General features: G+C 64.6%; 16 protein-coding genes and 3 pseudogenes. 9 read left to right on the forward strand and 10 right to left on the reverse strand.

Features of this window, described 5'->3' with window-relative positions:
• Positions 1-68 precede the first annotated feature (68 nt).
• Positions 69-545, reverse strand: coding sequence for an Lrp/AsnC family transcriptional regulator (locus AKN84_RS37430; protein WP_050425423.1), 477 nt, complete (start codon positions 543-545; stop codon positions 69-71).
• Between the two features lie 123 nt (positions 546-668).
• On the opposite strand from AKN84_RS37430, the gene hppD reads away from it, so the two are divergent.
• The gene (hppD, locus tag AKN84_RS37435; RefSeq protein ID WP_050425424.1) at positions 669-1,787 is read left to right on the forward strand and encodes a 4-hydroxyphenylpyruvate dioxygenase; all 1,119 of its coding nucleotides are present in this window, start codon (positions 669-671) and stop codon (positions 1,785-1,787) included.
• Between the two features lie 118 nt (positions 1,788-1,905).
• Here the strand turns inward: hppD and AKN84_RS37440 are convergent, their stop codons facing one another.
• The 5 genes from AKN84_RS37440 to AKN84_RS37460 all read right to left on the reverse strand — a co-directional run bounded on the left by AKN84_RS37440 (position 1,906) and on the right by AKN84_RS37460 (position 7,539).
• Positions 1,906-3,021: a CaiB/BaiF CoA transferase family protein gene (locus tag AKN84_RS37440; RefSeq protein WP_050425425.1), complete on the reverse strand. Its 1,116-nt coding sequence runs from the start codon at positions 3,019-3,021 to the stop codon at positions 1,906-1,908.
• Between the two features lie 321 nt (positions 3,022-3,342).
• A complete protein-coding gene (locus AKN84_RS37445; RefSeq protein WP_050425426.1) occupies positions 3,343-4,143 on the reverse strand; it encodes an FAD binding domain-containing protein in 801 nt (266 codons plus the stop codon).
• Between the two features lie 11 nt (positions 4,144-4,154).
• Positions 4,155-6,494, reverse strand: a complete 2,340-nt coding sequence (locus tag AKN84_RS37450; RefSeq protein WP_050425427.1) for a xanthine dehydrogenase family protein molybdopterin-binding subunit — start codon at positions 6,492-6,494, stop codon at positions 4,155-4,157.
• Between the two features lie 90 nt (positions 6,495-6,584).
• Positions 6,585-7,070 carry a (2Fe-2S)-binding protein gene (locus AKN84_RS37455; RefSeq protein ID WP_050425428.1) on the reverse strand — a complete coding sequence of 162 codons (486 nt, stop codon included), beginning with the start codon at positions 7,068-7,070 and terminating at the stop codon, positions 6,585-6,587.
• A gap of 268 nt (positions 7,071-7,338) precedes the next feature.
• Positions 7,339-7,539, reverse strand: a complete 201-nt coding sequence (locus AKN84_RS37460; RefSeq protein ID WP_244485693.1) for a hypothetical protein — start codon at positions 7,537-7,539, stop codon at positions 7,339-7,341.
• Between AKN84_RS37460 and AKN84_RS37465 the strand changes: the two genes are divergently transcribed.
• The 4 genes from AKN84_RS37465 to AKN84_RS37480 all read left to right on the forward strand — a co-directional run bounded on the left by AKN84_RS37465 (position 7,523) and on the right by AKN84_RS37480 (position 11,978).
• Positions 7,523-9,190 carry a PQQ-dependent dehydrogenase, methanol/ethanol family gene (locus AKN84_RS37465; RefSeq protein WP_193399713.1) on the forward strand — a complete coding sequence of 556 codons (1,668 nt, stop codon included), beginning with the start codon at positions 7,523-7,525 and terminating at the stop codon, positions 9,188-9,190. The genes AKN84_RS37460 and AKN84_RS37465 overlap by 17 nt on opposite strands.
• A 28-nt stretch (positions 9,191-9,218) precedes the next feature.
• Positions 9,219-10,415, forward strand: coding sequence for a c-type cytochrome (locus AKN84_RS37470; RefSeq protein ID WP_050425436.1), 1,197 nt, complete (start codon positions 9,219-9,221; stop codon positions 10,413-10,415).
• Positions 10,416-10,439: 24 nt separating this feature from the next.
• Positions 10,440-11,120: a response regulator gene (locus AKN84_RS37475; RefSeq protein ID WP_050425431.1), complete on the forward strand. Its 681-nt coding sequence runs from the start codon at positions 10,440-10,442 to the stop codon at positions 11,118-11,120.
• 81 nt (positions 11,121-11,201) lie between these two features.
• Complete coding sequence (locus AKN84_RS37480) at positions 11,202-11,978, forward strand: LuxR C-terminal-related transcriptional regulator (protein ID WP_244485695.1); 777 nt, start codon at positions 11,202-11,204, stop codon at positions 11,976-11,978.
• Positions 11,979-12,080: 102 nt separating this feature from the next.
• Here the strand turns inward: AKN84_RS37480 and AKN84_RS37485 are convergent.
• From AKN84_RS37485 to AKN84_RS49565, 3 genes and pseudogenes are all read right to left on the reverse strand, one after another.
• Positions 12,081-13,453 (reverse strand): annotated as a pseudogene (locus AKN84_RS37485) (hybrid sensor histidine kinase/response regulator).
• Positions 13,450-14,622, reverse strand: coding sequence for an FIST N-terminal domain-containing protein (locus AKN84_RS37490; protein WP_050425432.1), 1,173 nt, complete (start codon positions 14,620-14,622; stop codon positions 13,450-13,452). The pseudogene AKN84_RS37485 and the gene AKN84_RS37490 overlap by 4 nt, the downstream one beginning before the upstream one ends.
• Before the next feature lie 379 nt (positions 14,623-15,001).
• Positions 15,002-15,184 carry a hypothetical protein gene (locus tag AKN84_RS49565; RefSeq protein ID WP_244485698.1) on the reverse strand — a complete coding sequence of 61 codons (183 nt, stop codon included), beginning with the start codon at positions 15,182-15,184 and terminating at the stop codon, positions 15,002-15,004.
• On the opposite strand from AKN84_RS49565, the pseudogene AKN84_RS37495 reads away from it, so the two are divergent.
• Positions 15,141-17,110 (forward strand): annotated as a pseudogene (locus tag AKN84_RS37495) (methyl-accepting chemotaxis protein). The gene AKN84_RS49565 and the pseudogene AKN84_RS37495 sit on opposite strands and share 44 nt — an antisense overlap.
• Positions 17,111-17,257: 147 nt before the next feature.
• On the opposite strand, the gene AKN84_RS37500 reads toward AKN84_RS37495, so the two are convergent.
• The gene (locus AKN84_RS37500; protein WP_128971500.1) at positions 17,258-17,638 is read right to left on the reverse strand and encodes a DUF3175 domain-containing protein; all 381 of its coding nucleotides are present in this window, start codon (positions 17,636-17,638) and stop codon (positions 17,258-17,260) included.
• Positions 17,639-17,822: 184 nt separating this feature from the next.
• Here AKN84_RS37500 and AKN84_RS37505 point away from each other — a divergent pair, with 184 nt between their 5' ends.
• The 3 genes and pseudogenes from AKN84_RS37505 to AKN84_RS37515 all read left to right on the forward strand — a co-directional run bounded on the left by AKN84_RS37505 (position 17,823) and on the right by AKN84_RS37515 (position 21,808).
• Positions 17,823-19,316, forward strand: a complete 1,494-nt coding sequence (locus AKN84_RS37505; protein WP_050425434.1) for an MFS transporter — start codon at positions 17,823-17,825, stop codon at positions 19,314-19,316.
• Positions 19,317-19,343: 27 nt separating this feature from the next.
• The gene (gene otsB, locus AKN84_RS37510; RefSeq protein ID WP_244485697.1) at positions 19,344-20,153 is read left to right on the forward strand and encodes a trehalose-phosphatase; all 810 of its coding nucleotides are present in this window, start codon (positions 19,344-19,346) and stop codon (positions 20,151-20,153) included.
• 204 nt (positions 20,154-20,357) lie between these two features.
• Positions 20,358-21,808, forward strand: a pseudogene (locus AKN84_RS37515) (trehalose-6-phosphate synthase).
• Positions 21,809-21,870 lie beyond the last annotated feature (62 nt).

The following is a 21,870-nucleotide window of genomic DNA, read 5'->3' on the forward strand; positions in this document are numbered from 1 at the left end:
AACTCACGCAGATCATCGCAAAGCACGCTGGGAAAGCGAATGACGGATTTCCCTCGATTTGCGCCACGTCAACCCTGCAAGGCCTTCAACGGCAGCTTGGTGCTCTCCTTCAGGCGATCGAGCACGATCGAGGAGCGCACATGCGCCACGCTCTGGTGCGGCATCAGCACGTTGTTGACGATGTCGGACAGGCTCTTGAGGTCGCGCAGCATCACCTTCAGCACGTAGTCGGCGTCGCCCGTCAGCGCATAGGCCTCCTGGATGTCGTCGACGCGGTTGACCAGTTCGCGAAACCGCTTGGCGTTGTCGGGCGAATGGGTCGCCAGCGTGATGTGGATGAAGGCGATCAGGCCGAAGCCGAGCGCCTCGCCGGCGAGGTCGGCGTGGTAGCCCGCGATCACCTTCTCCTCCTCGAGTCGCATCCGCCGCCGCGAGCATTGCGAGGCGGAAAGCCCAACCAGGTCGGCCAGCTGCTGGTTGGTCAGCCGGCCGTCATCCTGCAGCGCGGCGAGCATTTTGAGGTCGAAAGCGTCGACTTCGGGCATGCGTCAAATGTCCATTTCATGCACGGATCGTGCGCGATATTAGCAAAATTAGCCCAATTTTGCACGCACGTTGCGCGGCAGATGACGGAAACTGATCGCCAGACAAATCAGGGAGTTACCGCCATGGGTCCGTTTCCGCACGATGCGCCGCCGGCCGAAATCAGCACTGAGAATCCGATGGGTACCGACGGCTTCGAGTTCGTCGAATACGCCCACCCCAATCCGGCTGAGCTGCACGCTCTGTTCAAGCTGATGGGCTTCGTCGCGGTCGCCCGCCACCGGACCAAGGCGATCACGGTCTATCGCCAGGGCGACATCAACTATCTCGTCAATGAGGAGCCTGGCAGCCACGGTTTCAACTTCGTCGCTGCGCACGGCCCCTGCGCGCCGTCGATGGCGTTCCGCGTGGTCGATGCCAAGCACGCCTATGAGCGCGCGATCGCGCTCGGCGCGGAGCCGGCGGATGTGTCATCCGCGGAGAAGACGCTCGATGTGCCGGCGATCAAGGGCATCGGCGGCAGCCTGCTGTATTTCGTCGACCGCTATGGCGCCAAGGGTTCGGCCTATGATGCCGAGTTCGAATGGCTCGGCGCCGTCAATCCGCGTCCCGCCGGCTCGGGTCTCTATTATGTCGATCACCTCACCCATAACGTCCATCGCGGCCGCATGGATGTCTGGACCGGCTTCTATGCAAAGCTGTTCAACTTCCGCCAGATCCGCTTCTTCGACATCGAGGGCCGCGCGTCCGGCCTGTTCTCCCGCGCGTTGACCAGCCCGGACGGCAAGATCCGGATTCCGATCAACGAGGATGCCGGCGATTCCGGGCAGATCGAGGAATATCTCAACGTCTATCACGGCGAGGGCATCCAGCACATCGCCTGCGGCGCCCGCGATATCCACGCGACGGTCGAGCGGTTGCGCGCCGACGGCCTGCCGTTCATGCCGTCGCCGCCCGACACCTATTTCGAGCGGATCGACGCCCGTCTGCCCAAGCACGGCGAGGACGTCGCGCGGCTCAAGACCAACGGCATCCTGATCGACGGTGAGGGCGTGGTCGACGGCGGCCAGACCAAGGTGCTGCTGCAGATCTTCTCGGCGAATGCGATCGGGCCGATCTTCTTCGAGTTCATCCAGCGCAAGGGCGACGACGGCTTCGGCGAAGGCAACTTCAAGGCGCTGTTCGAATCGATCGAGGAAGACCAGATCCGCCGCGGGGTGCTGAAGGTCGATCACGCGGCTTAGCCACCGGTTAGCGACCGCGCCGCATTTCGTCATTGCGAGCGAAGCGAAGCAATCCATCTCACCGCTTGCGGAGAAATGGATTGCTTCGTCGCTTCGCTCCTCGCAATGACGGCGGAGGCTACTTCGCTGCCGCCTTCCACTCCGCCGTCACATCCCCAATGCTCGCCAGCTCCGGCTCGCGGATTGCCGACGGCGTGCGCGAGAAGCGCGGCGCGGGCGCGGGCTGGGTGACGCCGTGGCGCTCGACGAAAACCTGGCGTGCCGCCATGTGCGGATGCTTGGGCGCTTCCTCCATGGTCAGGATCGGCGCGAAGCAGATGTCGGTGCCTTCCATGATCTTGCACCAGTCGGCGCGCGACTTGCTCTTGAACACCTTTTCCAGCTTCGCCTTCAGCGCCGGCCAGGCCTTGCGGTCCATCTGGGCGTCGAAGTCGGCGTCGGTCAGGTCGGCATGCTTGCGCAGCAGCGCATAGAACTGCGGCTCGATCGAGCCGATCGAGATGAAGTTGCCGCAGGAGCATTCATAGACGCCATAGAAATGCGCGCCGCCGTCGAGGAAATTCTGGTCGCGGCCGCCGCTCCAGCGGCCCTGCGCGGCCATGTCGTAGAACATCGACATCAGCGAGGCGGCACCGTCGCACATCGCGGTGTCGACGACCTGGCCCTTGCCGGACTTCTGCGCTTCCAGGAGCGCGGCGAGCACGCCGACCACGAGGTACAGCGCGCCGCCGCCGAAATCGCCGACCAAATTGAGCGGCGGCACCGGCTTCTCCTTGGTGCCGATCGCAGCCAGCGCCCCCGTGATCGAGATGTAGTTGATGTCGTGGCCGGCGGCATTCGCCAGCGGGCCTTCCTGGCCCCAGCCGGTCATGCGCCCGTAGACCAGTTTCGGATTGCGCGCGAGTACGACATCGGGGCCGAGGCCGAGGCGCTCCATCACGCCGGGACGGAAGCCTTCGATCAGCGCGTCGGCATGGCCGAGCAGGTCGAGCGCTTCGGCAATGGCCGCCTTGTTCTTGAGGTCGAGCTCGATGACCTTGCGGCCGCGGGTCGCGACCGCCTTCAAATTCTTGCCCGCGCCGACCCGGTCCAGCGTGATGACCTCGGCGCCCATGTCGGCGAGCAGCATGCAGGCGAACGGGCCGGGACCGATGCCGGCGAATTCGACGATGCGGAAGCCTGTGAGCGGGCCCGAGGTGCGAGCGGCGGTTTGGGAGACGGGCTTGTCGAGCACGTTGTTGTTCCGTTGTTGCTATAGGGGAGTAATCGAAGGGTCTTGTTCACTTGTCCGACGCGCCAGGGGATCGCATCGGCGCTGCCGTCAAAGGCGCGGCCTGGCCGTCGCTAGCCATGGCAATGGGGGCTCGTTTGCTCTGCCGAACGTCATGGGTCCTCTCCCCGGGGCCGTCCGTCTGACGGTATTCTTAATTAGCTGATTAGCTAAATTCTCTCGCCTTATGGGGGATGTGGCAAGCCTTTTCGGCTGGAATGCCAGCAAAACGCGAACGGCGCGCATCGCTGCGCGCCGTCTGCATAGGTTCCGGTAGGATAGGAGCTAGCCGGCGGCGGTCACCGCCCGCTGTCCCATCACCTTCACCAGGTTCGCGCGGTAATCCGCCGAGCCGTGGATGTCGGCGAGCAGGCCGCTCGCCGGGATCGTGACGCTATCCAGCGCCGACGCGGCCCAGTTCGCCTTCAGCGCCTGCTCGATCGGCGCCACCCGCATGACGCCGCTCTGCGAGGCGCCGGTCGCGGCCACGCGGACGTCACCCGACTTGGTCTTGGCGACGAACACGCCGGTCAGCGCGAAGCGCGAGGCCGGGTTCGGAAACTTCGCATAGCCCGCCTTGGCCGGGACCGGGAACGACACCGCGGTGATCATCTCGCCATCCTCGAGTGCCGTCGAGAACAGGCCCTTGAAGAAGTCCTCCGCCGGGATCGACCGCTTGTTGGTCTTGACCACAGCACCGAGCGCCAGCACCGCCGCCGGATAATCCGCCGCCGGGTCGTTGTTGGCGAGCGAGCCGCCGATCGTGCCGCGATGACGCACGGCCGGATCGCCGATCATCGACGCCAGATTGGCCAGCGCCGGGATCGCCTTCTGCACGGCGTCACTTTGCGCCACGTCGTAATGCGTGGTCGCCGCCTTGATGGTCACGGTGTCGCCGGACACCTCGATGCCGATCATGTCCTTGATCTTGGCGACGTCGATCACGTCGGACGGCGCCGCAAGGCGCTGCTTCATCACGGGGAGCAAGGTCTGTCCACCGGACAGGAACTTGGAGTCCGTGCCCTTGGCGAACTGCGCCACGGCATCGTCGATCGAGGATGCGCGGTGATAGTTGGTCTCGTACATCGTATCCTCCCTCAACCGTGAATGGCGTGCCAGACGCGATCGGGCGTCGCCGGCATTTCCAGCTTGTTGTTGCCGATGGCGTCCGTGATCGCGTTGATCACGGCAGCAGAGGCGCCGATTGCGCCGGCTTCGCCGCAGCCCTTGACGCCGAGCGGGTTGCCCGGACACAGCGTCGTGGTGTGGGAGAGCTGGAACGACGGCAGGTCGTCGGCGCGCGGCATGGTGTAATCCATGAACGACGCGGTCACGAGCTGGCCGGTGTCGTCATAGACCGCACCCTCGAGCAGCGCCTGGCCGATGCCCTGCGCAAGGCCGCCATGGACCTGGCCTTCGACAATCATCGGGTTGATCAGCCGGCCGAAATCGTCCGCTGCCACGAAGTTGACGAAGGAGGTCTTGCCGGTGCCCGGGTCGACCTCGAGCTCGCAGATGTAAGCGCCGGCCGGGAACGTGAAGTTGGTCGGGTCGTAGAACGCCGTCTCCTTCAGGCCGGGCTCCATGCCGTCAGGCAGATTGTGCGCGGTATAGGCGGCGAGCGCGACCATCGGCAGCGCGATCGACTTGTCGGTGCCGGTGACCTTGAACTCGCCGTTCTCGATCACGATGTCGCTCTCGGACGCCTCGAGCGCATGTGCCGCGATCTTCTTGGCCTTGGCCTCGACCTTCTCCATCGCCTTCACGATCGCCGTGCCGCCGACCGCGAGCGAGCGCGAGCCGTAGGTGCCCATGCCGAACTGCACCTTGTCGGTATCGCCATGGACGATCGAGACCTGGCTGATCGGCACGCCGAGCCGCTCCGCGATGATCTGGCAGAACGTCGTCTCATGGCCCTGGCCGTGGCTGTGCGAGCCGGTGAGCACCTCGATGGTGCCGACCGGATTGACGCGGATCTCCGCTGACTCCCACAGGCCGACGCCGGCACCGAGACTGCCGACCGCCTTCGACGGCGCGATGCCGCAAGCCTCGATGTAGCAGGAGACGCCGATGCCGCGCAGCTTGCCGTCGGCCTTCGCCTTGGCCTTGCGCGCCGGGAAGCCGGCATAATCGATCGCCTTCATCGCGGCGTCGATCGAGGCGTGGAAGTCGCCGATGTCATACGCCATGATGACCGGCGTCTGATACGGGAACGTGGTGATGAAGTTCTTCTTGCGCAGCTCGGCCGGATCGACCTTCAACTGCCGCGCCGCCGTCTCCATCATGCGCTCGATCAGGTAGCTCGCCTCGGGACGGCCGGCGCCGCGATAGGCGTCGACCGGCGTGGTGTTGGTGTAGACGCCGATCACCTCGGCGTAGATCGCCGGGATCACGTACTGGCCCGACAGCAGCGTCGCGTAGAGATAGGTCGGCACTGCCGAGGAGAACAGCGACATATAGGCGCCGAAATTGGCGTGGGTCTTCACCCGCAGGCCAAGGATCTTGTTGTCCTTGTCGAACGCCATCTCCGCCTTCGAGACATGGTCGCGGCCATGCGCGTCGGTGAGGAAGGCCTCCGAACGATCACCGGTCCACTTCACCGGACGGCCCACCTTCTTGGAGGCCCACAGCGCCACCATCTCTTCCGGATAGATGTAGATCTTCGAGCCGAAGCCGCCGCCGACGTCGGGCGCGATCACGCGCAGCTTGTGCTCGGGCGCGATGTTGTAGAACGCCGACAGCACGAGGCGGGCGACGTGCGGATTCTGCGAGGTCGTGTAGAGCGTATAGTGCTCCTCGGCCTGGTCGTAATGCGCGACGGCCGCGCGCGGCTCCATCGCATTCGGCACCAGGCGGTTGTTGGTGAGGTCGAGCGTCACCACATTGGCCGCCTTGCTGAACGCATCCTTGACCGCGGCTTCGTCGCCGAGATGCCAGTCATAGACGATGTTGCCGGGGGCCTCGGGATGCAGCTGCGGCGCGCCCGGCTTGATCGCAGCCTTGATGTCGGCCGCCGCGGGAAGCTCTTCGTAATCGACGACGACGGCTTCCGCCGCGTCCTTGGCCTGGTTCTTGGTCTCGGCGATCACGACCGCGACCGCCTGTCCGACGAAGCGCACGGTCTCCGGCGCCATCGCCGGCCACGCGCCCATTTTCATCGGCGAACCGTCCTTCGAGGTGATTGCCCAGCCGCAGATCAGATTGCCGACCTTGTCGTCGACGATCTGCTGTCCGGTCAGCACCGCGATCACGCCGGGCATCTTCATGGCCTCGGTGGAGTTGATGCCCTTGACCTTGGCATGGGCATGCGGGCTGCGGATGAAGTGCGCGTAACTCATGCCGACCATTTTAACGTCGTCGACGTAACGTCCTTGTCCGGTGATGAACCGGCGATCTTCCTTGCGCACAACACGTGCGCCAATTCCTTCAACACCCATGGTCTAGTCCTCCCGACCGGAGATTCGATTTGCCGCCGTTTCCATCGAGATCGGCGGTGATGAGCTTGATCGTATGCGTTGCGCGGCGCGCTATTCGGCGGCCTGCGCGACCTTCATGCGGCTGGCAGCGTCGAGCACCGCCTTGACGATGTTGTGGTAGCCGGTGCAGCGGCAGATATTGCCTTCGAGCTCGTGGCGAACCGTTTCCTCGTCGAGCTTGCCACCATGGCGATGCACGATATCGACCGCGGACATGATCATGCCGGGAGTGCAATAGCCGCACTGCAGGCCGTGATTGTCGCGAAACGCCGCCTGCATCGGGTGCAGCTCGTCGCCCTTGGCGAGGCCTTCGATGGTGGTGACGTTGGAGCCCGCCGCCTGGCCGGCCAGCATGGTGCAGGATTTGACCGCCCGTCCGTCGACATGGACGACGCAGGCGCCGCACTGGCTGGTATCGCAGCCGACATGGGTGCCGGTGAGGTTGAGGTTTTCGCGCAACAGATGCACGAGGAGGGTCCGGTCCTCGACGTCGACCGAGACCGCCTTGCCGTTTACCGTCAGTTTGACTGTAGACACGCGTTTCTCCCAATAGCTTCGTTATGGGCCCAGTAGACCATGCTTCAGATGGGACGTAACCGCGATCAAAGTCGTAGTTACGGCCCTGTCACGAAGGCTCCGGGCTGTACCTCCGATCCTAGCAGGCGGCCGTTCGATGGGCAATTTGCAAGCTGCTTCTGGCGCGCTCCGGCGCGACGAAATTGCGCGGCGGTGCAGGCGATCTGCGGCAGATCGATGCTGCCTGCGGCACGCCAAAATCGCCGCCGCTGACGCTACTACCTTCCGCCTATAACGACGCAAAAGCGTTGCTGTCATTTTCATCGCCGACGCAGCGACGCAAGATCGCTGGTTCATGAAATTGGGTATCGATCCGCGCGCGCGATGCATCCATCGCGGCAACGAAACCATATTGGAGGAAGCCAATGAAGCTGAGGAGCGGGATTTTCTTTGCCGGTGTGTCGCTGGTCGCCATGGTGATGGCCAGCATCGGTGCGTCGAAAGCAAACGATTCCGTCGTGAAGGCGGCGTCCGATCCGAACGGATGGGCGATCGCCGGCCACGACTACGGCAATACGCGCTTCAGCCCGCTGAAGCAGATCAATTCCGAGAATGCCGGCAAGCTGCAACTGGTCTACTCGCTGTCGCTCGCCTCGCTGCGCTCCAACGAATCGTCGCCGCTGGTGATCGGCAAGACGCTGTACGTGTCGACCTCGTGGGGCCCGAAATACGTCTATGCGATCGATGCCGCGACCGGCGCACGCAAATGGACCTGGCAGCCCGACATTCCGGATGACGTGCTTCAATACGCCTGCTGCGACGTCAACAGCCGCGGCGTATCCTACGCCGACGGCAAGATCCTGGTCGGCCGGCTCGACGGCAAGCTGACCGCGCTCGACGCCGAGACCGGCAAGGAGCTCTGGACTTCGACCGTCGTCGACTACAAGCAGGGCTCGGTGATCACCTCGCCGCCGCTCATCGTCCGCGACAAGGTGATCACCGGCTTCGGCGGCGGCGAATACGGCGTCCGCGGCGCGTTGCAGGCGTTCAACCTCAAGGACGGCAAGCTGCTCTGGCAGACCTTCACGGTGCCGGCGCCGGGCGAGCCCGGCAGCGACACCTGGAAGGGCGACACCGGGCTGCATGGCGGCGGCGCCGCCTGGCTGGTCGGCTCCTACGATGCCAAGTCCGATACGGTCTACTGGGGTACCAGCAATCCGGGGCCGTGGAATACCGGCGTGCGCTCCACCGGCGACGGCAATTTCGGCAAGCTGACCAACCTCTATACGGCCTCGACGCTGGCGATCGATCCCAACACCGGCAAGATCAAGTGGCACATCCAGGGCACGCCGGCCGACGCCTGGGACTATGACGGCGTCAACGAGCTCTTGCTCGCCGACCTCAAGATCAAGGGTGCCGAGACCCCGGTCCTGATGAAGGCGGACCGCAACGGCTTCTTCTTCGTCGCCAACCGCGAGACCGGCAAGGTGATCTCGGCCGAGAAGTATGTCTTCGCCAACTGGGCCAAGAAGTGGGACATCAACACGATGCGGGCGGAAGAGGATCCGGACAAGCGTCCGGGCCCCGGCCATCCGGCCAAGGACATCTGCCCGAACCTGATCGGCGGCAAGAACTGGCAGCCGATGTCGTTCAACCCTGGGACCGGTCTCGTCTACATCCCGAGCAACAATGTCTGCATGGACTGGTCGGTCTCTGACGTGAACTACAAGCGCGGCGTGTTCTATCTCGGCGCCGAATTCCCGACCAAGCCGGGTCCCGGCGGCTTCCTCGGCGAGCTCGTGGCCTGGGATCCCGTGGCCAACAAGAAGGTGTGGAGCATCAAGGAAGACCTGCCCTTCAACGGCGGCACGCTGACGACCGGCGGCAATCTGGTGTTCTCCGGCAATCTGCACGGCGATTTCCGCGCCATCGATGCCAAGAACGGCAAGGTGCTGTGGAGCAAGAACCTCGGCAGCGGCATTGGCGCGGGTCCCGTGACCTATTCGGTTGACGGCAAGCAGTATGTCGCGATCGTGGTCGGACGCACCGCGGCGCTGCCGGCCTTCCTCGGTGACATCGGCAAGAAGATGGTCGCCGCGGCGCCGGAAGGCGGCTCGCTGTTCGTGTTCGCCCTGCAGTAACGATCGTCGCAAGGAGGCAGCATTGTCCGTGTCCATCAAGTGCAACGAAGTACCCAACTCGGCGCGCAGCGTGCAGTTGGGAAAGGTGATCCGGACCGTGCTGCTCTCCGCCACGCTGCTTGCGCCGGCCGTCTCGGCCGGCGCGGACGAAGCAAAACCGCCGCTGCGGCTCTGCGCCGATCCGACCAACCTGCCGTTCTCGAGCGACGAGCCGGGCAAGCCCGGTCTCTATCTCGAGATCGGCCAGGCGGTGGCGCAAAAGCTCGGCCGCACGGTGAGCTATAATTGGTACAAGTCCTATTTCGGCAAGCGCACCGTACGGGAGACGCTGCTCAGCAAGCAGTGCGACGCCATGGTCGGCCTGCCCTTGATCGACGATTTCATGGGCCCGGCGGTGATCTTCTCGAAGCCGATCGCCCATGAAGGCTACGCGCTGGTCGGCGCCAGGGATCGCAAGCTTGCCGGCGTCGACGATCTCAGGGGATTGCGGGTTGCGGTGCAGTATCAATCGACGCCGCAAAACCTGCTGGCGATGCGCGACGATATCCAGAAGGTCACCGTGCTCAGCCCGGAAGAGGGCATGACGGCCCTCGACCAGGGCAAGGTCGATGTCGCCTTCATCTGGGCGCCGGTGGCGGGTTGGCTCAACAAGACCAGCTACGGCGACAAGTACCAGATCGTCTCGACCGAGGGCGACGGCCTGCTCTGGGCGACCGCGATCGGCTTCGCCAAGGCGTCCGGCGCGCTGCGCGATGAGGTCGACGGCGTGCTGCCGTCGCTGCAACCGGAGATTTCCGCCCTGTTTGCCAAATATGGCGTGCCCAATGGCGCTCCGGTGAAGTTCGGCCAGGTGGCGCCGGCGACGACATCGTCCGTCGGGGCCAGCGAGCCGGTCACGGTCGGGCAGGCGACTGCTGCCGAGAAGCCGGTTCAGACTGCCGCGTCCGCCGGGGATGCCAAAGGCGATGCCACCGCGGGCCGGGAGGTGTTCAACGGCACTTGCGCCCATTGCCACGGTCCAGACGCGGTGCAGGCCGAGCGAAAGATCGACCTCAGGCTGCTCAAGAAGCGCTATGCTGACGAAATGGAATCGACATTCTGGAAGACGGTCCATGACGGGCGGCCAGCCAAGGGCATGCCGGCCTGGAAGGACGTCTTCAGCGACGACGAGCTCAGAAACGTATATGCCTATCTGCAGAGCGTGCAGGATACCGGCGGGAACTAGGCGAAGAGCAGTGCGAGGGTCCTCATGATGGGGTTCCTGATCATCGACGATCACCCCCTGTTCGGGGAGGCGCTTGGCAACGCCATCCGCATCTCGCATCCCGATGCCCGGATCTATGAGGCGACCTCGATCAAGGGGGCGCTCGGCATCCTCGCCAGCGAGCCGAACATCGATCTGGCGCTGCTCGATCTGCTGCTGCCCGACGTGGTCGGCTTCTCCGGCTTCCAGAAGCTCAGGGATCGCTATCCGCGGCTGCCGATCGCCATCGTCTCCAGTGAAGAAGACAAGCACACCATCCGCGAGGCGCTGGAAATGGGCGCGGTCGGCTATCTGCCGAAATCGACCTCGCTCGGCGAACTGTCGCAGGCGATCGCGCGCGTGCTGAGCGGATCGGTCTCGGCGCCGCGGGATTTCGTCGCGGTCGGCGCGCTGGACCAATCCGAGACGGCGCGGACGCTGCGCGAACGGATTCAGAAGCTGACGCCGCAGCAGATCCGGGTGCTGCATTTGATCATCCGCGGCCTGCAGAACCGCGAGATCGCCTCCGAGCTCAAGCTCGCGGAATCGACAGTGAAGGCGCATGTCACCGAGATCCTGCGCAAGCTGAAGCTGTTCAGCCGCAACAAGGCGATCATCGAGCTCGGCAAGATTCCGCTTCCGGCCCTTGAGACCAGCTCGGGTGCAAAGGCGGAGAAGTCGCCTTAAGGCTTGCTGCGCTGCGAGGCTGACGCATTGACTATCCGCCTATAGGCTGCCGGTCGTCTTTGAGATAACGTCGTGCATATCATGGCTGTCATCAGCGATCCGAGGGAGGACGGCGCAGCATTGACCACGACCGCGCCCCTGGCGGACGAGCCGCCGCTCGATAAGGCGGGTGCGCCTCGACTGCTGATCGTCGAGGACCACCCGCTGTTCCGCGCCGCCCTGATCGGCGTGATCGGGGCCGAATTTCCCGATGCCGAGGTGCTGCAAGCGACCTCGATCGACGGCGCGCTTGATGTGATCGCCGCGCGCGATGGCCTTGATCTGATCCTGCTCGATTTGTCGATGCCCGGGACCACGGGCCTGCTCGGCGCCTATCGGGTCCGCGCCGCGGCGCCGCGCAGCGCGCTGGTGATCGTGTCGGCGCATGATGATTCCCGAATCATCGGCGGCGCGATCTCGCTCGGCATTTCCGGGTTCATTCCGAAGTCGACGCCGAAGGCCGAGCTGGCCCGCCTGCTGCGCGGCATCCTCGAAGGCGAAGTATTCCTGCCGACGCGCTTCCGCGATGCCGCCGCCGCGCGGAAGGGCCAGGCCGAGACCAAGGAATTGGTGCAGCAGCTCGGCCAGTTCACCGCGCAGCAGCTTCGCGTGCTCGACATGATCTGCCGCGGCCTGCAGAACAAGCACATCGCCTATCAACTCGATATCTCGGTCACCACCGTCAAGGTGCATGTCTCGGAGATCCTGCGCAAGCTCGGCGTGCGCAGCCGGACCGAGGCCATCATCGCGCTGTCGAAACTGGATTTCGGCAAGCAGGACCACGCACCGGCGACGGCCTCGCCGTCGTGCGGCGACTAGAGCCTTTCCCGTACCGATGGAATCGGAACGTGGCTCCAGGTTTTTGTCTTGACGCGTTTACTTCACGCGAACCGGTATCCACTTCGCTCGAAAACGCTCCGGTCATAGCCGCGCGTTCGACTGTTCCGCCGCGAGCAGGAACGACAGCAGCGAGCGCATCTCGGCGGGCTTGATCGGCTTCTTCAGGAGTTCGTGGCCAAAGGCCGAGACGTCGGAGGCGGCCTTGGCCGAGTAGTCGGCGGTGACGATGATCGCCGGAACCTTGGCGTTGATCTCGCCGCGAATCACGTCGACGGCCTGGATTCCGGTCTCGCCATTGTCGAGATGCAGGTCGGCGATGATGGCGTCGGGAATGCCGTCCAGCGCGTGGATGCGCTCGAGCGCCTCGGTCTTGGAGATCGTCACGGCGACGTCGCAGCCCCATTTCTCCAGCAGATGGGCGAGACCCTCGGCGCTCGAGAGATCGTTCTCGATCAGCAGGATCTTCGCGCCCTCCATGCCGCCATAGCGATAGTCGACGCTGGCCTGCTCGCGCACCGGGGTCGCAACCGGATCGAGGGTGCGGGGCACCGTGACCGAGAACACCGAGCCCTTGCCGGCGCGCGAACTCAGCCTGATGTTATGGCCGAGCAGGTCGCAAACCGGCGCACGATCGAAAGGCCGAGCCCGATGCCTGCCTTGTCGCCGGCGCCGGCGTCGCCGCGCTGAAATTCGACGAAGATCGCCTCGCGCTGGGCTTCCGGGATGCCCGGCCCGGTGTCGTGCACCTCGATGCAGATATCGTCGCCCTTGAGGCGGCATCCCATCAGCACGGTGCCGCGCTGGGTGTAGCGCAACGCGTTGGCCAGGAGGTTCTGCAGGATCCTGCGCAACATCAGCGGATCGGAGCGGACCACCGCCGACGACGGCATGATCCGGAAGTCGAGATTGCGCTTGGCGGCGGTCGCCACGAATTCCTGCTGCAGCGGCTCGAACAGCGAAGCGATCGCGACCGGACCGAATTCGGGCCTGAGCACGCCGGCATCGAGCTTCGAGATGTCGAGCAGCGTCCGCAGCATGTCCTCGAGCGTCGCCAGCGAGCGGTCGATCTGGTCGGTCAGCGCGACGCTCTTGGGCTCGGTCGCCATCTCGGTCAGCGCGGACAGCGTCAGCCGCGCCGCATTCAGCGGCTGCAACAGGTCGTGCGTCACCGAAACCAGCACCGACGATTTCAGCGAGCTCGCCGCCTCGGCCTGCTGCTTGGCTTGCAGCAGGCGTCCGTTGGTCTTCTCCAGCGATTGCAGCGCCTGCTTGAGCTGCTGGGTACGGTCGCGCACCTGCTGATCCAGCGCGATCGCGGTCTCGAACAGGGAGAAGGCGTTGAGCTGCTGGTCGGTCGAACGTTCGACGCGCGACATCAGCGCCGCGTTGATCTTGCGCAGCTTCTCGGCTTCGCGTTCGAGGGCAGCGATGCGCGTCGTCTTGGTGTCGGTCATTGCGGCGCGACAGCCCGCTTGCCGATGGCGATGCCGGTCAGCGTCTGGTTGACATGCATGGAGCGATACTGCTCGCCATAGGTCTGAAAGCCAATCACTTTGTTACGGCGATAGAGCTCCGACATCTCCCGCGACAGCTGGCGCTGTTCGACGTCGAGCCGGCGCAGCACGCATTCGAAGCCGATGAACATCGAGACCTCGCCGAGATCTTCGGTCAGCTCCTTGAGCAGGCGGCTCGTCACGTCGATCGGATCGCGCTCGCGCGCCACCGTCAGCACCATGCCTTCGTCGATGGCGCAGAAGAATTGCAGCGACCCGTCGGGATTGGTGCGCTGGATCGACCGCGCGTAATAGGCGCCGCCGACGCGGACCAGCACCGGATGCGCCGCGAACGAGAACAGTTCGAGCTTGCTGTCGCTGAGGCCGACGGCGCGGGAATATTCCAGCGCGGCCGGCTCGGCGTTCAGCTCCTTGACGATGCGGTGCTCGATGTCGGCCTCGGTCACCACCATCTTGGTCGAGGTCGGCTCGAAATGATCGCACTTGAACAGGCGGAACGGCAGCCGGGTCCGGATCAGGATCAGGACGGCGGCGTCGGTATGGGCCTCGCCGCCGTGGAACACCCAGGACTTCTCGAAGCGCAGGCCGTCGCCGGCGGAGCCGCCGACCACCGGGATGTCGCCGAGCGATGCGTAGATCGCCGACATGATGGTTTCCTCGCGCTGGCACATGCCGTCGATGAACAGCAGCCCGAAGGAATCGTCGGTGTGATCGCAATGCTCGGTGCGCTGCGCGAATTCGCTCTGCAACTCGGTGCAGATCGAACGGCCGTGGTCGACCCGAAACGTCGACAGGTCGAACAGCGGCCGGGCCGCGATGACGAAATCGGCCGCATCGAAGCCCATTGCCACGACGCTGTCCTCCTCCCAGCCGCCGGGCGACAATTCGCCCGCCGTGGTGCAGCCGAAGATCGGGATGTCGGGCATCCGGCCGGACAGTTCGGCAATGAATTGCTGCGGATCATAGAACGGCGACACGAACACCACGAGCATGGCGAGATCGACCGCCGCCAATTGGCGCGCGATCTCGTCGGCGGCCTCCCGCGGCCCGGTGGTCTTTGCCTGCACCACGACAATACTGTCGGTGGCGCTGCCGTTCTGCTTCGCCAAAGGCGTTCTCCCTGACCAGAATTTTTTGCTTTTCTTGGCGCGGTCGGCCGCGCGGGTCGCAAGAGTGTCGGCGCCATGCCGCGAGGTTCGCGGTCCGGCCCGTCTTTATATTCTAGGTCGTGAGGGGGAATGTCATTGGCCGGGCGACTTCGCCGGCAGCTACGCTCGCCGCATGCGCCAACGGCGCCGCTCGACGCGATGACATGGGACACCTCCCGATGTGTTCTCCTGGCCCGGGCAGGGACAGGTTTGATCGGTTTTAAAGTATCGGGCCGGACCCGCGCGTCAATCACCTTGCCCGCACCCCCGGGCCGACCAAGGTAGTACCGGACAGAGAGCGGCGGCCGCTGCCTATTTACCGGGCCTTATTGATTCTGCCTTAGTTTTGCCCTCCGGGGCTGGGGCGGTTTGCCGCCGGACCCCGCGTGGTTTTCAGAATGAAGACGGGGGTTGGAATGCCGGGGCTGAAGCGGTCGTCGTCGATCAGGTTCCCAACCCTCAGATTTCGCGCCAAGATCATGGTCGGCTTTGCCGTCACGCTGGCGCTTTCGGCAGCCACCATGGGCTTCGCCTATATGGCTTCGAGCGGGTCTCCGCCGGCGTCGGCTCCTATCGCCAGAGCGTCGCGGAAGCCGATCTTGCCCGCAACATCGATCGCGAAATGATCTCCTACCGTTCGCTGGCGCGCTACTACGTCGCGACCGGCAAGGAGGACGACGCCAAGGCTGCGCTCGCCGCCGAGGCCAGCCTGAAGGACGCCATCGTGGCGTCGATGAAGGGCACCACCAATCCGGCCCGGCTCGAGCAGGTCACCAAGCTGGAGCGTGAATTCCGCGCCTTCACCAAGATCTTTGCCGAGATCGTCCGCATCAAGGACGACAGCGCGCAGGTCGCGCAGAACAAGCTGACCCGCAGCGCGACCTCGATGCGCTACAAGCTCGACGATCTGCCGAGCAATGCCGACGATTCCGAGCTGCAGTCGATCCAGTTCGGCGCCAAGAAGGTCGCCGACCAGCTGCAGTCGATCACCGGCGCCGTCAACAGCTTCGTCGTCAATGGCGACAAGACGGTCGCCTCCAGCGCGCTCGCCCGGCTGAAATTCGCCGACAATCTGGTGAAGGGCATCACCTCGAAGGACGAGCGGATCACCCAAAGCGTGAAGGACATCGCCGCGCTGCTAGGAGAGTACCGCGAGGCGCTCGCCAAGCTGATCGCGAATGCCAAGTCGATCGACGAATTGACCGTCGAGATGACGGAATCCGCGGCTGCCATCAGCCAGGGCGCGGCGGCGATGAAGTCCGATCTGCTCGCCGACCAGAAACGGCTCGAGAACGAATCGCATGCCATGATCGGCGAAACCGAGCAGTTGATCCTGATGCTTGCGGCCGGCAGCTTCGTGCTTGGGCTGGTGTGGGCGTTCCTGCTCGGCAAGGGCATTTCGCGTCCGATCGCGGCGATGTGTGCCGCGATGCGCGAGCTTGCGGCGGGCAATTTCGACGTCGTGCTGCCCGGCCTCGGCCGTCGCGACGAGCTCGGCGAGATGGCCAGCGCCGTGGAAGAGTTCAAGGTCCAGGCCGTTGCCAAGGCCGAGCGCGATGCCGCGACCCAGGAAGCGCAGAACAAGGCGAGTGCCGCCGCGCGGCGCACCGAGCTGATTCGTTTCGCCGACGAATTCGAATCCGCCGTCGGCTCGATCGTCTCCAACGTGTCGGCGTCCGCCGTGCAGCTCGAATCCGCGGCCGGTACGCTGACCCGGACAGCAGAGACCACGCAGAACCTGTCGAGCCAGGTCGCCGGCGCCTCCGAGGAGGCCTCCAGCAACATGCAATCGGTCGCCTCCGCGACCGAAGAGCTGTCCGCATCGGTCGACGAGATCGGCCGCCGCGCCAAGGAATCCAGTCAGATCGCCGATTCCGCCGTCCGCCAGGCCGAGCAGACCGATGCGCGGATCGGCAAGCTCTCGCGCGCCGCGCAGGAGATCGGCGACGTCGTCAAGCTGATCACCGCGATCGCCGAGCAGACCAACCTCTTGGCGCTGAACGCCACCATCGAGGCCGCGCGCGCCGGCGATGCGGGCCGCGGCTTTGCGGTGGTCGCCTCCGAGGTGAAATCGCTGGCGAGCCAGACCGCCAGGGCCACCGACGAGATCTCCACCCACATCTCGGGCATGCAGGCCGCGACGCAGGAGTCAGTCGCTGCGATCAAGGAGATCGGCGGCACGATCGGGCAGATCTCCGGGATCGCGACCAATATCGCCAGCTCGGTCGAGCAGCAGAGCGCGGCAACGCAGGAGATCGCCCGCAGCGTGCAGAACGTCGCGCAAGGCACCCAGGAAACCGCTTCCAGCGTCACCCAGGTCAATCGCGGCGCGACCGAGACGGGAGCCGCCTCCGAAGAGGTGTTGAACTCGGCCCGCTCGCTGTCGGTCGAAAGCTCGCGGCTGCGCGAGGAGCTCGACCGCTTCATGGCGAACATCCGCGCGGCGTAGCGGACGCGCCGGTCTATCCGCCGTCGTCGTCCTGGCGAAAGCCAGGACCCAAACACCGCGGCCCTCGAAAGGGGCAAGCGGGCGAATTGTCCTTACAGCAATTGACAGTGGTGGTAATGGGTCCTGGCTTTCGCCAGGACGACAATCTTAACCCCGCCCGAACTGATGCTTTAACTCGACCTTGGCGCGTTCCAGCCGTGAGCGCTCCGTCTTCGGCAGCGTCCTGCCGGCGCGGTTGATGTAGAAGGTCAGCATCGACAATGCGGAACGATAGGCGCCGCTCTTGCGGCGCGTGCTGTGCTCGGCAGATCGCTTCAGCGATGATGCGATCTTCTTCGCACTGGTCTGCTTGAACACGCCGTGCTTGAGGTCGAGCGCGTCGCTCTCCCTCGTCACCCGTTGCGACCAGCGCTTCGACGTTGTTGTCTTGGCTCCACGCTTGCGGCGTGCAGTGCTCGCCGATCGTGCGGTCGATTTTCGTGCTGGCTTTCGTGCCGTCTTGCGCGTCGCTCTCTTGCTTGCGGCCATCGATAGCTCCGTGGATCTTCAGCCGAGAACGGTCCGCCGCGGTCGCGGTTCCTATGCCGCATTGCGGGAACCCTTGCCGGTCTGCGGCGTTGACGTCGCGTGGCGGGCACTCCGTTTGCCGCAATCCTGGGAGGGAGGACCTTGGAACGCACCGTTCCGGGGATTTTCTCATTGGTCCAATCTGATGAATCTGCAGCAGACACAGGTCAGCTCTGCGACAACGGCCGACAGGACGGCGTCGCTGGATGCAGGGAATGACGACCGCATCATCGAGACCTCGATCCCGGTTCGGCTCGACAATCTCAGCTGGAGCGGTTTTCACACCCGCGTCGTGCTGGCGCTCGGCATCACCTGGATTCTCGACGGGCTCGAAGTGACGCTGGCCGGCGCGCTGTCGGGCGCGCTGAAGGAGAGCCCGACAATGAGCTTCTCCAACGCCGATGTCGGCCTCGCCAGCAGCGCCTATCTCGCCGGCGCCGTGCTCGGCGCGCTCGGCTTCGGCTGGCTCACCGACCGGATCGGCCGCAAGAAGCTGTTCTTCATCACGCTCGCGGTTTATCTCTCGGCGACGGCGGCGACCGCGCTGTCGTGGAATGTCGCGAGCTACGCGGTGTTTCGTTTTCTCACCGGCGCCGGCATCGGCGGCGAATACACCGCGATCAATTCGACCATCCAGGAGCTGGTGCCGGCGCGCTATCGCGGCTGGACCGATCTCGTCATCAACGGCAGCTTCTGGATCGGTGCTGCGATCGGCGCGGTGAGCGCAATCGTCTTGCTCGATCCCGCGTTCCTTGCGCCCGATCATGGCTGGCGGATCGCCTATTTCACCGGCGCGGCGCTCGGCCTCGTCGTGCTGTTCATGCGGATGTGGATTCCGGAAAGCCCGCGCTGGCTGATGATCCATGGCCGCCCCGACGAGGCCCACAAGATCGTCGCCGGCATCGAGACCTCCGTGCTCGGCCACGAACAGTCGAGCGAAGATTTCGACAAGATCAAGCTTCGGATGCGCGATCACACGCCGCTGCGCGAGGTCGCGGTGACGCTGTTCTCTACCTACCGGCAGCGCTCGCTGGTCGGGCTCACGCTGATGGCCGCACAGGCATTCTTCTACAACGCGATCTTCTTCACCTTCGCGCTGATCCTGACCGATTTCTTCGGCATCGCCGCCAGCAATGTCGGCTGGTACATCTTGCCGTTCGCCGCCGGCAACTTCCTGGGGCCGCTGCTGCTCGGCCGCTTGTTCGACACGCTTGGCCGCCGCACCATGATCGTGCTGACCTACGCCGTGTCGGGCGTGCTGCTCGCGTTGTCCGGTTATCTGTTCTCGATCGGCGTGTTCAGCGCACAGACCCAGACCGTCGCCTGGATGGTGATCTTCTTCTTCGCTTCGCCTGCGGCAAGCGCCGCTTATCTCACCGTCAGCGAGACGTTTCCGCTGGAGGTCCGCGCGCTTGCAATCGCCGTCTTCTATGCGGTCGGTACCGGCATCGGCGGCGTGATTGGACCTGCGCTGTTCGGCGTGCTGATCGACACCGGATCGCGCAATAGCGTTTTCGCCGGCTACCTTCTGGGAGCGGCACTCATGATCGCCGCCGCAGCCGTCGCGTGGCGCTACGCCGTTGCGGCCGAGCGAAAATCGCTCGAATCCGTCGCGCGGCCTTTGGCATTTGTGGAGTAGACTATGACGAAGCATGACGTAGCCGAAATGCCCCTGGATGATGACATCACCCCTGACGCCACGACCGGCAGCCTGCCGGCGCCGGCGTCGCTGATTCCGCCGCTGGATCGCACCGCGGTGCTGCTCGACATCGACGGCACCTTGCTCGATTTCGCGCCGACCCCGCGCGAGGTCTGGGTGCCGCCGGAGCTCGCGACCACGCTGAAGCAACTGCATGAGCGCACCGGCGGCGCGCTGGCGCTGGTCAGCGGGCGCTCGCTCAACGACATCGACCTGATCTTCGCGCCGGAGGTATTCCCCGCGATCGGCGGCCATGGCGCCGAGATGCGGCTGCAGCCGGACAGCGAGGCGGTCGCCGCGCACGCGCCGCCGCTCGACAAGGAATTGAAGCGGCGCCTCGCCGCGATCGCAAAGCTCAGCCCCGGCATTCTGCTCGAGGACAAGGGTTACTCACTGGCGCTGCATTATCGGCTGGCGCCGCAGGCAGAGAAGGCGATCTATGAAGCGGTGTCGCTGATCCGCGCCGAGTTGCCGAACGCGCCGATCGAAGTGCTGCCGGGCAAGAGCGTCTGCGAGATCAAGCATTCCGGCTTCACCAAGGCAACCGGCGTGCTCGAGCTGATGACGCATCAGCCGTTCAGGGGACGCCGCCCGTTCTTCATCGGCGACGACGTCACCGACGAGACGGTGTTCGCGGTCATGCCTGACTATGAGGGGCTCGCATTCTCCGTTGGACGTCGCGCGACCGGTGTCGCCGGACATTTCGACGGGCCGAGCGACGTGCGCGCGTTTCTCGCGCGGCTGCTCGACGATGATAGGGACGTGAATCTGTCCTAACCAAATCAACTGCATCGCGGGCTCGAATCGAATGCGGTGCTTTTGCGTCGTGGCGTCAACCTCGCGCGCAATTTTCTTTTCGCGAGTTCCCGCGAGTTCCTTCACGCTTCGCCAGAATTTGGTTTCATTTGGGAGATTCCTTGATCAGGAACCATCTTGATGAATGGTTGTTAATACGCGAGTTGACCAACAGGAGGGGACCTGGTGAACCTCGTCGTCGTATCGAACCGCGTTTCGCGCGGAAAACCCAATGAACCCATGACGGGGGGGCTTGCAGCGGCATTGTTGCCGGTGGTGGAAAAGACAGGGGCAATATGGGTTGGTTCCAGCGGACGGGTCCGCGACGGGAACCTGAAGGAACCTTTTGCTGAGGTCGAAGCTCTCGGTGCGGGCGCGCTGGCGATGCTCGATCTGCCGGCCGCGCACTATGGCGGCTACTATGAAGCTTTGCCAACTCGGCGCTGTGGCCGGCGATGCATTCGCGCGCCGATCTGATTCGTGCCTCGCACGAGGATTACACCAGCTACCGCGAAGTGAACGCGTTCATGGCGCGCGCGCTGCTGCGCTTCCGCAAGCCGGATTCCGTGTTCTGGATCCAGGACTATCATTTCCTCGCGCTCGGTGCGGAGCTGCGCGATCTCGGCGTCACGCAGCCGATCGGCTTCTTCCTGCACACGCCGTGGCCGGCGCGCGCGGTGATCGCAGGCGTGCCCAATCATCGTGAGCTGATCGAGGCGATGCTGTCCTATGACCTGATCGGCTTCCAGACCGAAGAGGACTGCGACAACTTCCTGAGTTATGTGCAGCACGATCTCGAATTCGAGGTGCGCGACGGCGTGATCAATTCGCCGTTCGGCCGCACCCGCGCGGCGGTGTTTCCGATCGGCATCGATCCCGAGAAGTTCGCCCAGCAGGCGACCAAGGCGATGACGCATCCCGACGTGACGCGGCTGCGGCGCAGCCTCAACGGCGAGAAGCTTGCGATCGGCGTCGACCGGCTCGACTATTCCAAGGGCCTCGTCAACCGCATCAAGGCGTTCGACAAGATGTGGACGATGCACCCGGCGCTGAAGCGTTCGGTGTCGCTGCTGCAGATCGCAACGCCCTCGCGCGGCGCGATCGAGGCCTACGGCAATCTCGCGAGCGAGGTGGCGAAACTCGTCACCGACGTCAACGGCGTGCATGGCGAGGTGGACTGGACCCCGATCCGCTATCTCAACAAGGGCTTTGGCCAGGGCGTGCTCGCGGGGCTCTATCGCACCGCGCAGGTCGGCGTGGTGACGCCGCTGCAGGACGGCATGAACCTCGTCGCCAAGGAATATGTCGCCGCGCAAAATCCGGCCGATCCGGGCGTGCTGGTGCTGTCGAAATTCGCCGGCGCGGCGAACGAGCTCGACGCCGCACTGCTGGTCAATCCGCACGACATCGACGGCATGGCGCGCACTCTGGCGACCGCGCTCGCGATGCCGCTGACCGAGCGGCGGATGCGCTGGGAAGCCATGATGGAGAAGCTCAACAGCGGCACCATCCAGCAATGGTTCGCCGATTTCATCGAGGCGCTGCAGGATACGCACAATGCGGGTGCCGCGGCGCTGCCGGAGCCACCAACCCTGTGGCCGCGCCGCACGGCGGATTTTGCCGCGCGCTATCACTGAGCGAGCAGTGAGCTTGCGGGATGGGCGCGTTATGTCGCCCATCCAATGCCGTCGTCCCGGCG

This window comes from Bradyrhizobium tropiciagri (genome assembly GCF_001189845.1).
Lineage (GTDB): Bacteria > Pseudomonadota > Alphaproteobacteria > Rhizobiales > Xanthobacteraceae > Bradyrhizobium > Bradyrhizobium tropiciagri.